Source organism: Actinomadura chokoriensis (genome assembly GCF_041463665.1).
Classification (GTDB): domain Bacteria; phylum Actinomycetota; class Actinomycetes; order Streptosporangiales; family Streptosporangiaceae; genus Spirillospora; species Spirillospora chokoriensis_A.
Map to the genome: position 1 here is coordinate 1 of NZ_JAXCEJ010000035.1, position 17,623 is coordinate 17,623.

General features: G+C 73.0%; 15 protein-coding genes and 1 riboswitch. Of the genes, 11 read left to right on the forward strand and 4 right to left on the reverse strand.

What is annotated here, in order from left to right; all coding sequences use genetic code 11:
• Positions 1-145: 145 nt before the first annotated feature.
• The gene (locus SM418_RS34820) at positions 146-751 is read right to left on the reverse strand and encodes a response regulator transcription factor (protein WP_371945846.1); all 606 of its coding nucleotides are present in this window, start codon (positions 749-751) and stop codon (positions 146-148) included.
• A gap of 126 nt (positions 752-877) precedes the next feature.
• Here SM418_RS34820 and SM418_RS34825 point away from each other — a divergent pair, with 126 nt between their 5' ends.
• A complete protein-coding gene (locus tag SM418_RS34825; protein ID WP_371945847.1) occupies positions 878-1,609 on the forward strand; it encodes an ABC transporter ATP-binding protein in 732 nt (243 codons plus the stop codon).
• Positions 1,609-4,035: an FtsX-like permease family protein gene (locus SM418_RS34830; protein WP_371945848.1), complete on the forward strand. Its 2,427-nt coding sequence runs from the start codon at positions 1,609-1,611 to the stop codon at positions 4,033-4,035. Before SM418_RS34825 ends, SM418_RS34830 begins: the two co-directional genes overlap by 1 nt.
• 35 nt (positions 4,036-4,070) lie before the next feature.
• Here the strand turns inward: SM418_RS34830 and SM418_RS34835 are convergent, their stop codons facing one another.
• Together SM418_RS34835 and SM418_RS34840 are read right to left on the reverse strand one after the other, a co-directional pair.
• On the reverse strand, positions 4,071-4,817 hold the full coding sequence (locus tag SM418_RS34835; protein ID WP_371945849.1) for an SDR family NAD(P)-dependent oxidoreductase: 747 nt from the start codon (positions 4,815-4,817) through the stop codon (positions 4,071-4,073).
• Positions 4,817-5,512, reverse strand: coding sequence for an SDR family NAD(P)-dependent oxidoreductase (locus tag SM418_RS34840; RefSeq protein ID WP_371945850.1), 696 nt, complete (start codon positions 5,510-5,512; stop codon positions 4,817-4,819). Before SM418_RS34840 ends, SM418_RS34835 begins: the two co-directional genes overlap by 1 nt.
• Before the next feature lie 192 nt (positions 5,513-5,704).
• Here SM418_RS34840 and SM418_RS34845 point away from each other — a divergent pair, with 192 nt between their 5' ends.
• From SM418_RS34845 to hpnH, 9 genes are all read left to right on the forward strand, one after another.
• The gene (locus tag SM418_RS34845; RefSeq protein WP_371945851.1) at positions 5,705-6,745 is read left to right on the forward strand and encodes a PucR family transcriptional regulator; all 1,041 of its coding nucleotides are present in this window, start codon (positions 5,705-5,707) and stop codon (positions 6,743-6,745) included.
• 307 nt (positions 6,746-7,052) lie between these two features.
• Entirely contained in the window at positions 7,053-7,865 is an 813-nt protein-coding gene (locus SM418_RS34850) for an SAM-dependent methyltransferase (RefSeq protein ID WP_371945852.1), read from the forward strand.
• Between the two features lie 98 nt (positions 7,866-7,963).
• On the forward strand, positions 7,964-8,863 hold the full coding sequence (locus SM418_RS34855) for a helix-turn-helix domain-containing protein (RefSeq protein WP_371945853.1): 900 nt from the start codon (positions 7,964-7,966) through the stop codon (positions 8,861-8,863).
• Positions 8,864-9,197: 334 nt separating this feature from the next.
• Positions 9,198-10,055: a squalene synthase HpnC gene (hpnC, locus tag SM418_RS34860; RefSeq protein WP_371945854.1), complete on the forward strand. Its 858-nt coding sequence runs from the start codon at positions 9,198-9,200 to the stop codon at positions 10,053-10,055.
• Between the two features lie 2 nt (positions 10,056-10,057).
• On the forward strand, positions 10,058-10,924 hold the full coding sequence (gene hpnD / locus SM418_RS34865; protein ID WP_371945855.1) for a presqualene diphosphate synthase HpnD: 867 nt from the start codon (positions 10,058-10,060) through the stop codon (positions 10,922-10,924).
• Entirely contained in the window at positions 10,921-12,279 is a 1,359-nt protein-coding gene (hpnE, locus tag SM418_RS34870; RefSeq protein WP_371945856.1) for a hydroxysqualene dehydroxylase HpnE, read from the forward strand. The genes hpnD and hpnE overlap by 4 nt, the downstream gene beginning before the upstream one ends.
• A complete protein-coding gene (locus tag SM418_RS34875; RefSeq protein WP_371945857.1) occupies positions 12,276-13,286 on the forward strand; it encodes a polyprenyl synthetase family protein in 1,011 nt (336 codons plus the stop codon). Before hpnE ends, SM418_RS34875 begins: the two co-directional genes overlap by 4 nt.
• A 50-nt stretch (positions 13,287-13,336) precedes the next feature.
• On the forward strand, positions 13,337-15,235 hold the full coding sequence (shc, locus tag SM418_RS34880) for a squalene--hopene cyclase (RefSeq protein WP_371945858.1): 1,899 nt from the start codon (positions 13,337-13,339) through the stop codon (positions 15,233-15,235).
• 28 nt (positions 15,236-15,263) lie between these two features.
• Positions 15,264-16,268 (forward strand): adenosyl-hopene transferase HpnH, encoded by a 1,005-nt coding sequence (gene hpnH, locus SM418_RS34885; protein ID WP_371945859.1) that lies wholly within the window; start codon positions 15,264-15,266, stop codon positions 16,266-16,268.
• A 99-nt stretch (positions 16,269-16,367) separates the two neighbouring features.
• On the opposite strand, the gene SM418_RS34890 is transcribed toward hpnH, so the two are convergent.
• Positions 16,368-17,075, reverse strand: coding sequence for an NlpC/P60 family protein (locus SM418_RS34890; RefSeq protein ID WP_371945860.1), 708 nt, complete (start codon positions 17,073-17,075; stop codon positions 16,368-16,370).
• Positions 17,076-17,084: 9 nt separating this feature from the next.
• Positions 17,085-17,226, reverse strand: a riboswitch (cyclic di-AMP (ydaO/yuaA leader).
• Between the last annotated feature and the right edge of the window lie 397 nt (positions 17,227-17,623).

Below are 17,623 nucleotides of genomic sequence, written 5' to 3' on the forward strand. Positions count from 1 at the left end.
CCTGGCACAACAAGATCCTTCCAGAAGGACCTCGTTGCAACAGACACTAGAAACCGCCCGCGCTCATACCAACAACACGCCGCAAGTCGACGCACCGGTGAACCTTGGTGGACACCGCACTAGCGGATCGGCAAGCGGGGATCGGCTAGAGCCACCCGGCTTCCAGGGCGATGCGGGCGGCGTCGGTGCGGTTGCGGGCGTTGAGCTTGGTGACGGCGGCGGTCAGGTAGTTGCGCACCGTCCCGGCGGACAGGTGCAGGCACCCGGCGATCTCCGGCGCCTCGGCTCCCTCGGCGGCGAGCCGCAGGACGTCGGTCTCGCGCGGGGTGAGCGGGTTGTCGGCGCTGTCCCAGGCGGTCAGGGCCAGCGCGGGGTCGAGGACGCGCTCCCCGGCGGCGACCTTGCGGATGCCCGCGGCCAGTTCCTGCGGGGGTGCGGTCTTCAGCAGGAACCCGTGGACCCCGGCGGTGAGAGCGCGGCGCAGGTGCCCGGGTTTGCCGTGGCCGGTGAGGATCATGAGCGCGATGTCCGGGACGGCGCCATGCACGGCCGCGGCGGCGGCGAGGCCGTCCAGACCGGGCATGTCGACGTCGAGGACGGCGACGTCGGGACGGGACGCGCGGGCGGCGGGCAGCACCTCGTCCCCCCGCTCCACCTCGGCGACCACGGTCAGGTCGGGTTCCAGGTTCAGCAGGGCGGCGAGGGCGCCGCGCACGATGTGGTGGTCGTCGGCCAGGAGCACCTTGATCACCCTTCATGTCTACCAGCCCTCCATGTCTGCCGATGACGCCGTCACACCCGGACCCATGACGAGGTCACGGGTGACCGGTGATCTCCTCTCTGGTCCGCGAACGCCGAGCTCAGAAGACTTGCAGGCATGGAAGACGCGGTGCGCATGGAGACGGTCAGCAAGGTCTACGGACGGGGCAGGGGAGCGGTCGCGGCGCTGCGGGAGGTGACGACGGCCATCCCGCGGGGCCGTTTCACGGCGGTGATGGGGCCGTCCGGCTCGGGCAAGAGCACGTTCCTGCACTGCGCCGCGGGCCTCGACACGCCGACGGCCGGGACCGTCCGGCTGGGCGACACGGAACTGTCGGCGATGAACGAGACGAAACTGACCGAGTTGCGCAGGCGGCGGGTCGGTTTCGTGTTCCAGGCGTTCAACCTGGTGCCGTCGCTGACGGTGGAGCAGAACATCACCCTGCCGCTGCGGCTGTCGCGGACCAGGGTGGACAAGGCGTGGCTGGCGGAGGTGGTCGCCCGGGTCGGCCTGGCGGACCGCACCGGGCACCGCCCGGCGCAGCTGTCCGGCGGGCAGCAGCAGCGGGTCGCGATCGCGCGCGCTCTGGTGACGCGTCCGGACGTGGTGTTCGGTGACGAGCCGACCGGCGCGCTCGACACGATGACCGCCCGCGACGTGCTGACCCTGCTGCGGGAGACGGTGGACGGCATGGACCAGACGGTCGTGATGGTCACCCACGACCCGGTCGCCGCCTCGTACGCCGACACGGTGCTGTTCCTTGCCGACGGGCAGATCGTCGACTGGCTGGACGCCCCGTCCAGCGACGCGGTCGCCGCCCGCATGACCCGCCTGGGGGCGTGGAAGTGATGTTCCGAATCGTCGTCAACACGCTCTGGCACCGCAAGGCGGGGTTCGCGGGGGCGTTCGTCGCGCTGCTTTTCGCCGCCGCCCTGGTCTGCGCGTGCGGTGTCCTCCTCGACACCGGCCTGCGCGGCTCGATCGCTCCTGAACGGTACGCGGGCTCGCCGGTCGTCGTCACCGGGGACCAGTTCGTCCACAAGACGATCGTGAAGAAGAAGGGCAAGCGGAAGCACAAGGCCAAGGCGCTCGCCGAGCGCGCGTGGCTGCCCGCCTCCGTCGCGGACAAGGTCCGGGCGGCGGACGGCGTCCGGGACGTGGTGACGGAGGTGTCGTTCCCCGCCGAGATAGGCCGGGCCGGCGGCGACCGCGAATCGTGGGGCCACGGGTGGGAGTCGGCTGCGCTCACCCCGTTCACCCTCCGGGAAGGGCGCGCCCCCACGGCGGACGGCGAGATCGTCATCGACGCCGCGACGGCCCGCACGCGCGGGCTCCGCGTAGGCGCGACGGTGCAGGTCGCCTCCGCGGTCCCCGGCACCTACCGTGTCGTGGGCGTCACCGGGCAGTCGCTCGACCACCAGACCGCCGTCTTCTTCTCCACCGCCGAGGCCGCCCGCCTGGCCGGGCACGCCGGCCGGGTCACCGCCGTCGGCGCCCGCGGCTCCGAGAAGGCGATCGAGGACGCGGTGCGCGGCACGAACGCCGCCGTCCACACCGGGAAGGACCGCGGCAGGGCGGAGTTCCTCGGCGCGGAGAACTCCCGGATCAAGCTGATCAGCATGGGCGGCGCCCTCGGCGGGACGGCCCTGCTGGTCGCGATCCTCGTCGTGTCCGGGACGTTCGCGCTGTCGGTCCAGCAGCGGGAGCGGGAGATCGCGCTGCTGCGGGCCGTCGCCGCGACGCCGCGCCAGGTCCGCCGGATGATCGGGCGGGAGGCCCTGCTGGTCGCCCTCGTCGCGGGCCCGCTGGGCGCCGCCGCCGGGCTGCCGGTCGCGTTCTGGCTGCGGGACAGGTTCCGCGGCCTCGGGGCGATGCCGCCGAACCTCGACCTCGTGGTCAGCCCGTTCCCCCCGCTCGCCGCCACCCTGGCCGCCGCCGTCGCGGCCTTCGCCGCCGCCCGGATCACGGCGCGGCGGACGGCCCGGATCCGTCCCGTCGAGGCGCTCGGCGACGCGGCGATGAGCCGCGGCGGGTCCGGTGCCGTCCGGATCGTGGCCGGGCTCCTGGTCACCGCAGGCGCCGTCGCCCTGACGATGGTGCTGTCGACCCTGCACACGGAGGCGGCGTCCAGCCCGGTGACGGTCCTGACCGCGATCGTCTGGACGGTCGCGGCCGCGCTCCTCGGCCCGGCCATCGCCCGTGCGGCGGTCGCCGTCCTGGCGGTTCCGCTGCGGCTCTTCCCGGGGGGCGGGCAGCTCGCCGCCGCGAACCTCCGGGCCGGCTCCCGGCGGCTCGCGTCCGTCGTCACCCCGCTCACCCTGATGATCGCCCTGACCGCGACGATCCTGTTCGTCCAGACGACGATGGGCCACGCGGCGACGAGCCAGGCGAGCGACGGCATCATCGCCGCGCACGCGGCCGGCCCGAAGATCCCGCACGCCACGGCCGAAAGGGTCCGCCGGGCGCCCGGCGTCACCGCCGTGACCGAGGTCCTGCACAGCACCGTCCGGGTGGACCTGGAGAACTACGGCGTCCAGGGCGTCACGCCGGCCGGCCTGGACCGCACCCTGGACCTGGACGTCCGGGCGGGCTCGCTCGACGACCTGAACGCCGCGACCATCGCCGTGAGCGACACCGCCGCAGGCCGCCTCGGCGTCCGGCCGGGCGACCGGCTGGCCCTCACGCTCGGCGACGGCACGCCGATCGAGCCCACGGTGATCGCCGTCTACGGGCGCGGGCTCGGCTTCGGCGACCTGACCGTCGCCCGCGACCTGCTCGCCGCGCACGTGGACGACCCGCGCGGCACCCTGCTGATCGCGGGCGCGGCCCCCGCGGGAGTCGCGACGGCGGACGCCACCACGCTCGCCCGGGACGCGGCGTCCGCGAACGCCGAGGTCAACTATGTCGCCATGGCCCTCATCATCGCGTTCACGGCGATCGCCGTGGTGAACACGCTGGCGATGTCCACCGCCGGCCGGGCCCGCGAGTTCGCCCTGCTGCGCCTGGCCGGGGGGACCAAGCGCCAGATCATGCGGATGCTCGGCTGGGAGACCCTGGCCGTCGTCGCCGTCGCCGCCGTCCTCGGCACCGCGATCGCCCTGGCCACGCTCAGCGCGTTCGGCGGCGGGATGACCGGCGGCCCCCCGCACGTCCCGCCGCTCGCCCACCTGGGCGTGCTCGCCTGGGGCGCCGTCCTCGCCGGGCTCGCGACGGCGCTGCCCGCCCGCCTGGCCATGACGGCCCGCCCCGCCGACGCGATCTCCGCGCGCGAATAGCCGCCCCCGCCCGGCGCCCGCTTCCGCGACCGATCTCAGGCGCGGGAGCGGGTGCTGCCGCCGTCGGCGTGCAGGATCTGGCCGACGAGCGTCGGGAGCCGCTCGTCGGCGAGGAACGCCACCGCCGACGCGATCTCCGCGGGCGTCGCGACCCGGCCGAGCGGCACCCGCGCGGCCTGCCGGGCCCGGAACTCCTCGGCCGTCATCCCCGCGGCCTCCGCCCGCACCGCCAGCCGCGGCGTGTCGATCACGCTCGGCGCGATCGCGTTCACCGCGATGCCGAGCGGCGCCAGCTCCCGGCCGAGCGACTTGGCCAGCGTGATGATCCCGGCCTTGGCCGCCGAGCACGCGGTCGCGCCCGCCGAGCCGATCAGCCCGCCCTCGGACGCCACCAGCACCATGCGGCCGCCGCCGCGCTCCACCATCCCCGGCATGACGGCCTGCGCGCACGCGAACGTCCCGCCGAGGTCGGTGTCGATGACCCGCCACCAGTCGTCCAGGTCGTGCTCGGCGAACGGAGCGGTCGTCAGGTGGGTGGCGCCCGCGACGAGGATCCCGACGTGCGCGCCCGCCAGCCGCTCGACCTTCGCGACCATCTCGGCGACTGCGTCGGGGTCGCGGACGTCCGCGGGCGCGGCGATCCCGCCCAGTTCCCGGACGAGGCCGCCGACGTCCCGGTCCGGCTGGTCGTTGAGGGCGACGCGGTGCCCGTCGGCCGCCAGCCGGCGCGCGACCGCCGTGCCGAGCCCGCCGGCCGCCCCGGTGACCAGCGCGACCGCCATCACATCACCGCCCCGGAGTTCGGCGAGAGGACCTCGCCGGCGCAGAACGTCGCATCCTCCACCAGGTAGGCGGTGGCGAGCGCGACCTCCTCCGGCGACGTGAGCCGCCCGGTCGGCAGCGACTGCAGGTACGAGGGCCGGCGCCAGGGCGAGTCGGGCGGCAGCATCGGCGTGTCGGTCGGGCCGGGCGCGACCGCGTTCACCCGCACCCCGGCCGGGGCCAGCTCGGCCGCCAGCGACCGGACGAGCCCGATCACCGCGCCCTTGGCCGCCGCGTAGTGCGCCTCGCCGTCCGCGCCGCCGATCGCGAGATCGGACGAGACCGCGACGACGGCGCCCCCGCCCCGCTCGACCATGCCCGGGACCACGGCCCGGCACACGTTCAGCACGCCGCCGAGATGCACCCGCAGCATCCGCTGCCAGTCGGCCCAGGCGACGTCGGACACCGGGACGATCGCGTAGTGCCCGGCCGCGCACACCGCCGCCTCGATCGGCCCGAGCTCGCGCTCGATCCGCCGGACGGCGGCGTTCACCTGCTCCGGGACGGCCACGTCCACGCCCACCGTGTGGTCGGCGTCCGCCGCCGGGACGAGGTCGAGGGCGGCCGTCCGCCAGCCGCGCCCGGCCAGCTCGCGCACCATCGCACCGCCGATCCCGCTGGCCGCGCCGGTGACGAGTGCGACCCGCTCGGGCATCTGATCACCTCGAAATCGCTCGGAGTTCCCAGGCAAACCCGGCATAACCCCAGGTGGCAAGGGTGCCGGTGATTTCTTGGCCGAACGCACCGCGGCACGCCCGGGACGTCGTGCCCTTCTCCAACGCACGGTTCTGCCAAAAACACGGTCACGGGCACGGGCCACCGCCCGTCCGGGTGAGAAGGTGAAGCTGTGACCAGCGATCCCGCGGTGCCGCACCTCACCGTCCGGCAGCTACTGGAGGTGCCGCGGTTCCGGCTGCGCCTGGTCGCCGGCGAGGGCGGTCTCGACCGGTCGGTCCGCTGGGCGCACTCCACCGAGCTGCTCGACCCCGGGCCCTACCTGCGCGGCGGCGAGCTCGTCCTGACCGTCGGCGCGTCGCTGCGGGACCCGGCCGCGTGCGCGGCGTTCGCCGAGTCGGTGAAGGCCGGACGGGGGAGCGCGATCGCCTACGGTCTCGGCGACGTGACCGACGACGTGCCGGAGGCGCTGCGCGAGACATGCGACCGCCTCGGCCTGCCGCTGGCCGAGGTGCCGGCCGAGGTCCCGTTCCTGAGCTTCACCGAGTGGTTCGCCGAGCGGCTGGCGTTCACCCGCGACGAGCGGCACGAGCGGGAGGAGACCGGGCGCCTGCTGCGCATGATCCAGCAGGGCCTCGCCTCCGCCGGGGCGCTGCGCGAGCGGATCGAGGACGCCGGGCTCGACCCGGCGGCCCTGCTCGTGATCGCGATGGACGGCGTCGAGGAGGATCTGCCCGGCGTCCTCGGCCTGGACGGCGACACCGCGCTGCTCATCACCAACGACGCCCACGCCTGGAGCGAGCCCGCCGGGGTCGGCAGCGCCGGATCGCTCGACCACCTGCCGGTCTCGCTGAACGAGAGCCTCACCGCGCTGGACGCCGCGCGCAGCTCCGGCGGCGTCGTGCACGCCTCCGACCTGGCCACCTTCCAGGCCCTGCTCGGCCGCCTCGACAACGACCAGTTGGCCCCGTTCGTGGAGCAGATCGCCCGTCCGCTGCACGAGTACGACAGCGCGCACGGCACCCGGCTCATCGAGACCCTCCGCACCTTCCTCGACATGGGCGGCGCGGTCGGCGCGACGTCCCGCGCCCTCTTCCTGCACCCGAACACCCTCCGCCACCGCCTGGCCCGCATCGAGTCCCTGACCGGCCGCGACCCTCTCCAGTTCGAGGACCGGGTGGCCCTGGCGATAGCGGTCTGGGCCGCCCGCTGACCTTGCTGCCCCGTCTGTAGTGCCCTGTCGGTGGTGCTCCGTCCGCGAGCCCTCGCCGCGCTTTCGGGCGCGCCTTCTGCCGGTGGCGAGACAATCGTGGCCCTTCGGTAAGTGATCATTTCGAGGAAATGCCGTTCACCCTCGTCACGTCCGGAACGCGCGGCGCGGTGACCCCACGCGAATACCCGGAATTGGTGTCCTGAATAGCAATGCGGACAAGGCCGAATTTCGCGGTGCGGGGCGGCCCGAGGACGGCGGGTCTAGGTTTGCGGGGACATGCCGGACGCTCGGAAGGAGCGGCTGACCGATGACGGACGCCACCACCGGCCCGGAACAGGAATCGGAATCGAAGATCAACATTGCTGTCCCGCAGTCGGCCCGGATCTGGAACTACTGGCTCGGCGGCACCGACAACTACGAGATCGACCGGATCGCCGGCGACGAGTACGTCTCGCTCTATCCCGGGATCGTGGACATCGCGCGCGCCGGCCGCTATTTCATGGACCGCGCGATCAGGTTCCTCGCCCTCGAACGCGGGATCCGCCAGTTCATGGACTGCGGGACCGGGCTCCCGACCGTCGACAACACCCACGAGATGGCGCAGCGGGCCGCGCCCGAGGCGCGGGTCGTCTACGTCGACAACGACCCCCTCGTCCTCGCGCACGCCCGCGCCCTGATGACGGGCACCGACGAGGGCAGGACGTCCTACATCGACTGCGACCTGCACGACCCCGAGACGATCATGGCCAGGGCGGCGGAGATCCTCGACCTGTCCCGGCCGGTCGGGCTCATGCTGATCGGGGTCATGGGGCACATCGTCGACCCCGGCGAGGCGTTCGGCGTCGTCCGAGGGCTGCTGGAGCCGCTGGCCCCCGGGAGCTACCTCATTCTGCACGACTCCACCGACGAGAACGAGGCGTTCAACGCGGCGCAACGCGCCTACGACGAGACCGGCGCCATTCCGTTCCGGCTGCGCAGCCCCGAGTTCATCGGCGCCTATTTCGACGGCCTGGAGATGGAGGAGCCGGGCCTCGTGACCAGCGGCGCCTGGCGTCCCGAGGTGGAGAGGGGCGACGCCGATGATCTGCCTACCTTGTGCGGCGTGGCACGTAAACCCTGACGTCGAGGCAATGTCGCGCACTGTCTCCCTTTCGCCGCGCTGCGTGAAGCTATAGTGAGGGCCGGTCGTCAAGCCGATCCCCCCGATGAGGAGTCCCATTGGCCTCCGTCACGAGCACCGGCAGCAGGCAGTCGACACGCACGCGCGCGGCAAGCGCCCAGGCGGACCCGCTCGTCCCCCGGATGCTGCTGGGCAGGCGGCTCCGCGAACTGCGGGAGCGGTCCGGGCTGTCCAGGCGCGACGCTGGACAGATCGTGCACGGCTCCGAGTCCAAGATCGCCCGGCTGGAACTGGGCCGCACCGGCGGCAGGCCCCGCGAGGTCGCCCGGCTGCTGGACCGCTACGGCGTGGACGAGGGCGAGCGCACCACGCTGCTCGCCCTCGCCGAGCAGACGACCGCGCATCCCTGGTGGCATGACGACGCCGACATCGTCCCGGGCTGGGTGCGTCCCTACCTGAGCGCCGAGCAGGCGGCCAAGCTGGTCCGCACGTTCGAGGCCCAGTTCGTGCCCGGCCTGCTCCAGACCGAGGACTACGCCCGCGCGGTGATCCGCCGCACGTGCCCCGAGCCGGAGGTCGAGCGGCGGGTGGAGTTCCGGATGCGGCGCCAGCGCGTGCTGCGCCGCCGGCCGCGCCCGCTCAACCTGTGGGTCGTCCTTGACGAGCAGGCGCTGTGGCGTCCGATCGGCGGCCCGGCGACGATGCGCGACCAGATCCGGCACATCATCGAGCTGTGCGGGCGGCCGAACGTCACGGTCCAGATCGCGCCGTTCGGCATCTGCGGCAGGGTCGCGGGGGACGCGCCGCTCACCCTCGTCCGCTTCCAGCCGCAGGGCCTGCCCGACATGGTGTACCTCGAACGGGCCGACAGGGCCGTCTACCCGGTGCGGCGCGCGGAGATCGAGGGGCACTGGCACGTGTTCAACAGGCTGGTGACCGAGGCCGCGCCGCCCGAGCGCACCCCGCGGATCCTCGCCGGGATGCTCGCCACCTACTGAGCCGGGATGCGGGCCGCCTCCTGACCCGGCACGCCCCGACCCGTCCGGGGACTTGAATCGAGTCTTGGAGTTAGACGCAAGTCTCCACTCGGGTCCAACATAACGGAATGGAAAAAACTGCTGCCCACTGGCGGCCGCCGGACGGCGCGGTCACATATTCCCGGCTGACCACTTCCGGCCTATCTCCGCAAATGCCGGTTATTTTTGAGGGTTTTCGGAGCGATTCGGGGACGTAGGTCACAGGGGCCTCATGACGGGCCATGTTTACCGGGCCATCGCCCGGATATCGGGCATCGATGAGCGCCCCGCGCCGCCGCCGCCTCGAAGGAACGCCATGTCCGTCAGCGAGCGTTTGTGGAACGAGACCGAGGAACGCCGCACCAGGATCGAACTCCAGTCCCGGGAGAACTTCCCGGTGGCCACCCGCCTGCTTCCGGCCCGCCATCGCGAGCATCTGCTGAATGTGTACGGGTATGCCCGCCTCGTCGACGACATCGGCGACGAGGCGCCGCCGGACGAGCGGGCCGGCCTGCTCGACCTGGTGGAGCGCGATCTCGACCGGGTCTACGCGAGCGTCAGGCCGGAGCTGCCCGTCCTGCGCGACCTGTCCCGCACCATCACCGCGTGCCGGATCCCGGCCGAGCCGTTCCGCCGCCTCCTGGAGGCCAACCGCCGCGACCAGGAGGTCACCCGGTACGAGACCTTCGACGACCTCGTCGGCTACTGCGCCTACTCCGCCGACCCGGTCGGGCACATCGTCCTGCACGTGTTCGGCGCCGCCACCCCGGCCCGGCTCGGGCTGTCGGACAAGGTGTGCACCGCCCTGCAGATCATCGAGCACTGCCAGGACGTCGGCGAGGACCACCGCAACGGCCGGATCTACCTGCCGGGCGAGGACCTCAGGCGCTTCGGCTGCACCGAGGACGACCTGACCGCCGGGGCCACCCCCACCCGGCTTCGCGGCGTGGTCGCCCTCCAGGCCCGGCGGGCCGCGCGGCTGCTGGACGAGGGCGCCGCCCTCACCGGCGGGCTCCGCGGATTCGCGCGCGTCGCCGTCGCCGGATACGTCGCGGGCGGTCTCGCCGCCCTCGCCGCCCTGGAACGCGGCGCCTACGACGTCCTGGGGAGCGCGGCACGTCCGAGGAAGGCGCGGCTGCTGGCCGAGTGGTCGCGGACACTGGGGAGGGGATAGGGATGGACGCACTCAGCGCCTATCAGCATTGCGAGAACGTCGTGCGTTCGCAGGCGCGCAACTTCTCCTACGGGATCCGGTTGCTTCCCGCGCCGAAACGGCGCGCGCTGAGCGCGGTGTACGCGTTCGCCCGCCGCGTCGACGACATCGGCGACGACCACGGCGCGCCGCCCGCGACCCGGCTGTCGAGGCTCGGCGCCGAGCGCGAGCGCCTCGCCGGGGCGGGCGCGGGCGCCCACCCGTCCGACCCGGTGCTGGTCGCGCTGTCGGACGCCGCGCGCCGCTACCCGATCCCGCTGGAGGCGTTCGGCGAGCTGATCGACGGGTGCGAGGCCGACGTCCGCGGCCAGACCTACGACACCTTCGACGACCTGCTCTGGTACTGCCGGTGCGTCGCCGGCGCCATCGGCCGGCTGTCGCTCGGCGTGTTCGGCACGTCCGACCCCGAGACGGCCCTGCCGCGCGCGGACGCGCTCGGCGTCGCGCTGCAGCTGACGAACATCCTGCGCGACGTCCGGGAGGACGGGCTGAGCGGCCGCGTCTACCTGCCCGCGAAGGACCTGGTCAAGTTCGGCTGCACGCTGGAGCGCGACGAGTCCGGCCGGCCGGCCGACGACCCGGAGCGGCTGGCGGACCTCGTCCGGTTCCAGGCGGACCGGGCGGAGGAGTGGTACGGGACGGGCCTGAAGCTGCTGCCCATGCTCGACCGGCGCAGCGCCGCGTGCGCCGGGGCGATGGCCGGCATCTACCGGCACCTGCTGAAACGCATCAAGGCCGATCCGCTGACCGCGCTCGGCACGCGCACGTCCCTCCCGGCGTGGGAGAAGGCCGCCGTGTCGGCGATGGCGATGGCGGGGATCCACCGATGACCAGCGCGGAGGTGGCCGTCGTCGGCGGCGGCCTCGCCGGGATCACGGCGGCGCTCGCGCTCCAGGAGACCGGGACACGGGCCACGATTTACGAGGCGCGTCCCCGGCTCGGCGGCGCCACGCACTCCTTCACCCGCGACGGGCTGACCGTCGACAACGGGCAGCACATCTTCCTGAAGTGCTGCGCGGCGTACCAGGGGCTGCTCGGCAGGCTCGGCGCGGCGCACCGCGTCCGCGTCCAGGACCGCTTCGACGTCCGCGTCCTCACCCCGGGCGGCCCCGGCGGGCGGCTGCGCCGCGCCAAGGCGCCCGGTCCGCTGCACCTGCTGCCCGCGCTGGCCGGCTACCGGCTGCTGTCGCCCGCCGACCGGCTGCGCGCCGTCCGCGCGTCGCTCGCGCTCGACCGGCTCGACCCGGACGACCCGGCGCTGGACCGGTCCGGCATGGGCGGCTGGCTCGCCGAGCGCGGCCAGCGGCGGCAGGCCCGCGACGCGCTCTGGGACCTGTTCGTCACCGCCTCTCTCAACATCCGGCTGGACGACGCCGCGCTCGGGCCCGCCGCGATGGTGTGCCAGACCGCGCTCCTCGGCCGCTCGGACGCCGCCGACATCGGCGTGCCCACCATCCCGCTCGGCGATCTGCACGGCACGATCGCGGCGGCGCGGATCGAGCGGGGCGGCGGGCGGATCGAGCTCGGCGCCAAGGTGTCGGCGGTCCGGCCCGCCGAGGCGGGACGGCCGGAGCTCGTCGTGAACGGCTCCCCGGTCGGCGCGGACGCCGTCGTGATGGCGGTGCCGCACCGAATGGCGTCGTCGATCGTCCCCGAGGAGGCGTCCCCGGACCGGACGAAATGGGACGGTCTCGGTTCCAGCCCCATCGTCAACGTCCACGTCGTCTATGACCGGCCCGTCCTCGACGAGCCCTTCGTCGCGGCGGTCGGCTCGCCCGTCCAGTGGGTGTTCGACCGGACGGCGGTGAGCGGCCTGACCGGCGGCGGCCAGTACCTCGCGGTCTCGGTGTCGGCCGCCGACCGCTGGATCGACACCCCCACCGCGGAGCTGCGCGGCGTCTACCTCGCCGCGCTGGAGCGGCTGCTCCCGGCCGCCCGCCCGGCCCGCGTCACCGACTTCTTCGTGACGCGGGAACGGCACGCCACATTCCGTCAGAGCCCCGGCAGCGGCGCGCTGCGCCCCGCGTCCGCGACCCGGCTGCCGGGCCTGTTCCTCGCCGGCGCGTGGACGGACACGGGCTGGCCCGACACGATGGAGGGAGCCGTGCGAAGCGGCCTCACCGCCGCCCGCCTCGTCCGGCGGCACCTGAACCGGGTGCGCACCGACGGGGTGAGCGGCCGATGACCACCGTCCCGTCCTCGATCACCGACGGGCGCTCGCTCGTCGACCAGGCGATGCGCACCTCCGCGGACCGGCTCGACCCGTGGACCCGCCGCGTCGTCGCCTACCACCTCGGCTGGACCGACGAGAACGGCCGGCCGGCCGCGGCGGGCGGCAAGGCGCTGCGCCCCGCGCTGGCGCTGCTGTCCGCGCGGGCCGCGGGCGCGCCCCCGGAGACGGCGCTGCCCGGCGCGGTCGCCGTCGAGTTCGTGCACGCGTTCTCGCTGCTGCACGACGACATCATGGACGGCGACCGGACCCGCCGGCACCGTCCCGCCGCGTGGACGGTGTTCGGCCCGTCCGCCGCCATCCTCGGTGGCGACGCGCTGCTCGCGCTGTCGGAGGAACTGCTGCTCGACCAGCACACGCGGGGCGCGCACTGGGCGGCGCGCGCCCTGACCGCCGCGACGCAGCGGCTCATCTCCGGGCAGGCGTGCGACCTCGGGTTCGAGCAGCGCGACGAGGTGACCCTCGACGAGTGCGTCACGATGGCCGCCGACAAGACGGGCGCGCTGCTCGCGTGCGCCTGCTCGATCGGCGCGATGCTCGGCGAGGGGCCCACCCGGCTCGTCACCGACCTGACCGGGTTCGGCGCCGAACTGGGCCTCGCGTTCCAGCTCGTGGACGATCTGCTCGGCATCTGGGGCAGCCCGGAAACGACCGGCAAACCCGTCCTGTCCGACCTGCGGGCCCGGAAGAAGTCGCTGCCCGTGGTGTTCGCGCTCAACGCCGGGACGCCCGACTCCGCCCGGCTCGCCGAGCTGTACCGGCGGCCGGAACCGCCGTCCGAGGACGTCCTGCGGGAGATGGCGCGCCTGGTCGAGGCCGCCGGCGGGCGGGACTGGGCCGCCGCCGAGGCCGGCCGCCGCGTCGCGTCCGCCGAGCGGCGCCTCGACCACTCCGGGATGGACGACCACGTGGCCGCCGAGTTCCGGGACATCGCCCGCTTCGTCACCTCCCGAGACCACTGACCCGGCCACCCGCGGGGGGACGGCCGCCTGCGCGAGAAGGAGACCGCTCGATGACCACGACGGAAGCCCCGGAGCTCACCGGCGCGGCGGCCGCCGCCGTCCAAGCCGCCCGCGACCACCTGCTCGGCCTGCAGTCGCCCGAGGGCTGGTGGAAGGCCGAGCTGGAGACCAACGTCACGATGGACGCCGAGGACCTGCTGCTCCGCCAGTTCCTCGGCATCCGCACCGACGCCGACACGCAGGAGGCGGCGCGCTGGATCCGCTCGCAGCAGCGCGGCGACGGGACGTGGGCGAACTTCCACGGCGGCCCCGCCGACCTGTCCACCACGATCGAGGCGTACCTCGCGCTGCGGCTCGCCGGCGACCCCGTGGACGCCGAGCACATGCGGGCCGCCGCCAAGTACGCGCGCGACGCGGGCGGCATCGAGGGCAGCCGCGTCTTCACCCGGATCTGGCTGGCGCTGTTCGGGCAGTGGTCGTGGGACGACCTGCCCGTCATGCCGCCCGAGCTGATGTTCCTGCCGAGCCGGGTCCCGCTGAACGTCTACGACTGGGCGTGCTGGGCGCGGCAGACGATCGTGCCGCTGACGATCCTCGGGTCGCTGCGTCCCGTCCGGGACCTGCCGGTCGACCTCGCGGAGCTGCGCGGCGGCGTCCCGCCGGCGAGGGACGCGAAGGGCTGGGGGCGGGCCTTCAACGCGCTCGACCGCGTCCTGCACGTGTACGAGAAGCGGCCGGTGCGCCCGCTGCGCGCCGCGGCGCTGCGCCGCGCCGCCGACTGGATCATCGCCAGGCAGGAGGCCGACGGCTGCTGGGGCGGGATCCAGCCGCCCTGGGTGTACTCGCTGATGGCGCTGAACGCCCTCGGCTACGACCTCGAACACCCGGTCGTCAAGCGCGGGCTGGACGGGCTCGAACGGTTCACCATCCGGGACGAGAAGGGGCGCCGGCTGGAGGCGTGCCAGTCGCCGGTCTGGGACACCGTCCTCGCCATGAACGCGCTCGGCGACGCCGGGGCCGCTCCGGACGATCCCGCGCTGGTGCGGGCGGCGCGCTGGGTCGTGGGCGAGGAGGTCCGGGGGCCGGGGGACTGGTCGGTCCGGCGCCCGGACACCCCGCCGGGCGGGTGGGCGTTCGAGTTCGACAACGACGTCTATCCCGACACCGACGACACCGCCGAGGCGATCCTCGCGCTGCGCAAGGTGTCGTTCCCGGAGGCGTCGGAACCGATCGAGCGGGCCGTCCGGTGGCTGAACGGCATGGCGTCGCGGGACGGCGGGTTCGGCGCCTTCGACGCCGACAACACCCGCGAACTGTGCACCAAGCTGCCGTTCTGCGACTTCGGCGCGGTCATCGACCCGCCGTCCGCCGACGTCACCGCGCACGTCGTCGAGGCGCTGTCGGGAGAGGGCCTCGCCGGGACGACCGTGGTCAAGCGCGCCGTGGTGTGGCTGCTGAAGGCGCAGGAGGCGGACGGCTCCTGGTTCGGACGCTGGGGAGCCAACCACGTGTACGGGATGGGCGGCGTGGTGCCCGCGCTCATCGCCGCCGGCGTCCGCCCGGACAAGCCCGCGATCCGCCGTGCCGTGGCCTGGCTCGAACGGCACCAGAACGCCGACGGCGGCTGGGGCGAGGACCTGCGCTCCTACGACGACCCCTCCTGGGTCGGGCGGGGCGAGTCCACGGCGTCCCAGACGGCATGGGCGCTGCTGGCGCTGCTCGCCGCGGGTGAACGCTCCGCCGCCGTGGACGCCGGCGTCCGGTGGCTGGTGCGGGCCCAGCGGCCGGACGGGAACTGGGACGAGGACCAGTTCACCGGCACCGGGTTCCCCGGCGACTTCTACATCAACTACCACCTCTACCGGCTGGTGTTCCCGATCAGCGCCCTGGGCCGCTATCTGGGGACGCCACGTGACCGGGAAGCGCACGGTCACGGTGGAGACGAATGACTCACCCTGCCAAAGGAGTCCGAGCACGATGAGCATGCCGCTTCGCCAGAGCCTGAGAATCGGAACCTATATCCTCCGCAACAAGATGCGCGGCAGGCAGAAGTTCCCGCTGATCGCCGAGCTGGAACCGCTGTTCGCGTGCAATCTCGCCTGCGCCGGCTGCGGGAAGATCCAGCACCCCGCCGACACGCTGAAAAGGCGGATGCCCGTCGAGCAGGCCGTCGCCGCCATCGAGGAATGCGGCGCGCCGATGGTCTCGATCGCGGGCGGCGAGCCTCTCATGCACCCGCAGATCGACGAGCTCGTCGACGAGCTCGTGAAGCGCAAGAAGTTCGTCTTCCTGTGCACGAACGCGCTGCTCATCCCCCGGAAGATCGACAAGTTCCGGCCGTCGCCGTACTTCGCGTGGGCGGTGCACATCGACGGCCTGCGGGAACGCCACGACGAGTCGGTCTGCAAGGAGGGCGTCTTCGACGACGCGGTGGCCGCCGTCAAGGAATGCCAGCGCCGCGGATTCCGCGTCACCACCAACACGACCGTCTTCAACACCGACACCCCGCAGAACGTCATCGAGGTCCTGAACTACCTCAACGACGACCTGAAGGTCAACGAAATGATGATCTCGCCGGGGTACGCGTATGACAAGGCGCCCGACCAGGAGCACTTCCTCGGCGTCCAGGAGTCGCGGGAACTGTTCCGCAAGGCGTTCGCGGACGGGAACCGCAAGCGCTGGCGGCTCAACCACTCGCCGCTCTTCCTCGACTTCCTGGAAGGCAAGGTCGACTTCCCGTGCACGGCCTGGGCGATCCCGTCCTACTCGCTCTTCGGGTGGCAGCGTCCCTGCTACCTGATGTCGGACGGCTACGCCCAGACCTACCAGGAACTCCTGGACGGGACCGACTGGGACTCCTACGGCCGGGGCCGCGACCCGCGCTGCGCCAACTGCATGGCCCACTGCGGCTACGAGCCCACGGCGGTCATGGCCACCGTCAGTTCGCTGAAGGAGTCCATCAGAGCCGTGCGCTCCACCTGACCGAAGCGCCCGGAGAGCAGGGATCGACCCACTCTCCGGGCGTCACTCACCCGGCCCTCGGCATCCCGAAATTCCGTCTGGGAATGGCCGGGATGGCCGTCAGGCGTCGCTGAGCTTCGTCGGCCGGTAGGCCTTGTACTCGCTGCCCGACGAAAGGCCGTAGTCGCGCGTCCGGTAGTCGGTGCCGTAACGGCCGCGCTGCTCGTACGCCCAGTAGGACGTGTGGGCGCTGTTGGCCCACTTCTCGAAGATGACGACATGGCGCGTCGTGTTGCTGCCCTCCGCGTCCATGACGAGGTCACCCTTCTTCAGTTCCGACATCTTGATGCGCTCGGTGAAACGCGACGACGTCAGACCGACCGTGTTCTCTCCCGGCTTGGGCAGCCCCAGAGCCATCGACACGAACCCGGAGCAGTCAGTCCGGTATCCCTCGTGGTATCTGGTCTGGCTGTAGGGCACCCGATCCTCACTGTGGGGGTTCCACGTCTTGGCCCGTGCGATGACCTCGGACCGCTTGTCCAAGGTGCGCTTCGGCTCGGCCACGGTGCGCTTCGGCTTGGCCGAGGTGCGCTTCGGCTCGGCCGAGGCACGCTCCCCATCGGCCTTTACGGACGTGTCCGGCTCGCTCGTGCGCTGCTGCGGGATGGACTTGACGGCGGCGACCGACTGGCCGGCGGTCTCGGGAGGGCTGTCGGCCAAGTGCACCGTAGCTGCGGCCACACCGACCACGGCGATACCGGCCAGCGCACCATTGGCGCGGCGGCTCAGGCCGAAAAGGCCCTTGTTCCTGCTGTGCTTGCCGTTCAAAAGGGGGGCTCCTTCTTCCATGGCCGCCTACCGGGTTAGCTGACGGGTTCGGACGTGGAAGTCGCCCTACGGCCTGGGGGCAGGCCGATTCACCCCAGTGCGAGGGTGGGTCCCCGGCTCCGCCCAACGGCGGACTCGGCGGTTGCCGCTGCGATCCTGAGAGGGCGCGAATGGCCCGAGCACGGAACCTTCTGTCCCGTGTGCGAAAGAGCGGCGCTGATGTTGTAAGGCCCTGGCGAGGCGATCGCCTCAGGGCGGTGCCTGCGAGGCACTGCGCGACACGTGGAGCGCGTCGCCCGGTCACCCGCCCGACGAGCGTGACGGGTGTGACAAGAGAGCCTGGAGGGCGCCTTGGTGAGGGCAAAGCTACAGAAGCTCCCAAGGGATGGCAAACCCCAACAAAATCAAACTCCCAGCTCAGCCGCCTGCAACGCCCCGCCCGCCGCCTCCCCGCCGTCCTGCCGCGGGCAGTCGGAGCCCCCCGCCGGCTCCGTCGCTGGCGGACCCTGCCGCCGGAGAGGCCGTCAACGCACGTTGTCACCGAGGGC

Bases quoted from the DNA above. Each gene is read 5' to 3' on its own strand.
- SM418_RS34825 (WP_371945847.1), top strand. From the start codon at position 878: ATGGAAGACGCGGTGCGCATGGAGACGGTCAGCAAGGTCTACGGACGG.
- SM418_RS34830 (WP_371945848.1), top strand. From the start codon at position 1,609: ATGTTCCGAATCGTCGTCAACACGCTCTGGCACCGCAAGGCGGGGTTC.
- SM418_RS34835 (WP_371945849.1), bottom strand. From the start codon at position 4,817: ATGGCGGTCGCGCTGGTCACCGGGGCGGCCGGCGGGCTCGGCACGGCG.
- SM418_RS34840 (WP_371945850.1), bottom strand. From the start codon at position 5,512: ATGCCCGAGCGGGTCGCACTCGTCACCGGCGCGGCCAGCGGGATCGGC.
- SM418_RS34850 (WP_371945852.1), top strand. From the start codon at position 7,053: ATGACGGACGCCACCACCGGCCCGGAACAGGAATCGGAATCGAAGATC.
- hpnC (WP_371945854.1), top strand. From the start codon at position 9,198: ATGTCCGTCAGCGAGCGTTTGTGGAACGAGACCGAGGAACGCCGCACC.
- hpnD (WP_371945855.1), top strand. From the start codon at position 10,058: ATGGACGCACTCAGCGCCTATCAGCATTGCGAGAACGTCGTGCGTTCG.
- hpnE (WP_371945856.1), top strand. From the start codon at position 10,921: ATGACCAGCGCGGAGGTGGCCGTCGTCGGCGGCGGCCTCGCCGGGATC.
- SM418_RS34875 (WP_371945857.1), top strand. From the start codon at position 12,276: ATGACCACCGTCCCGTCCTCGATCACCGACGGGCGCTCGCTCGTCGAC.
- shc (WP_371945858.1), top strand. From the start codon at position 13,337: ATGACCACGACGGAAGCCCCGGAGCTCACCGGCGCGGCGGCCGCCGCC.
- hpnH (WP_371945859.1), top strand. From the start codon at position 15,264: ATGAGCATGCCGCTTCGCCAGAGCCTGAGAATCGGAACCTATATCCTC.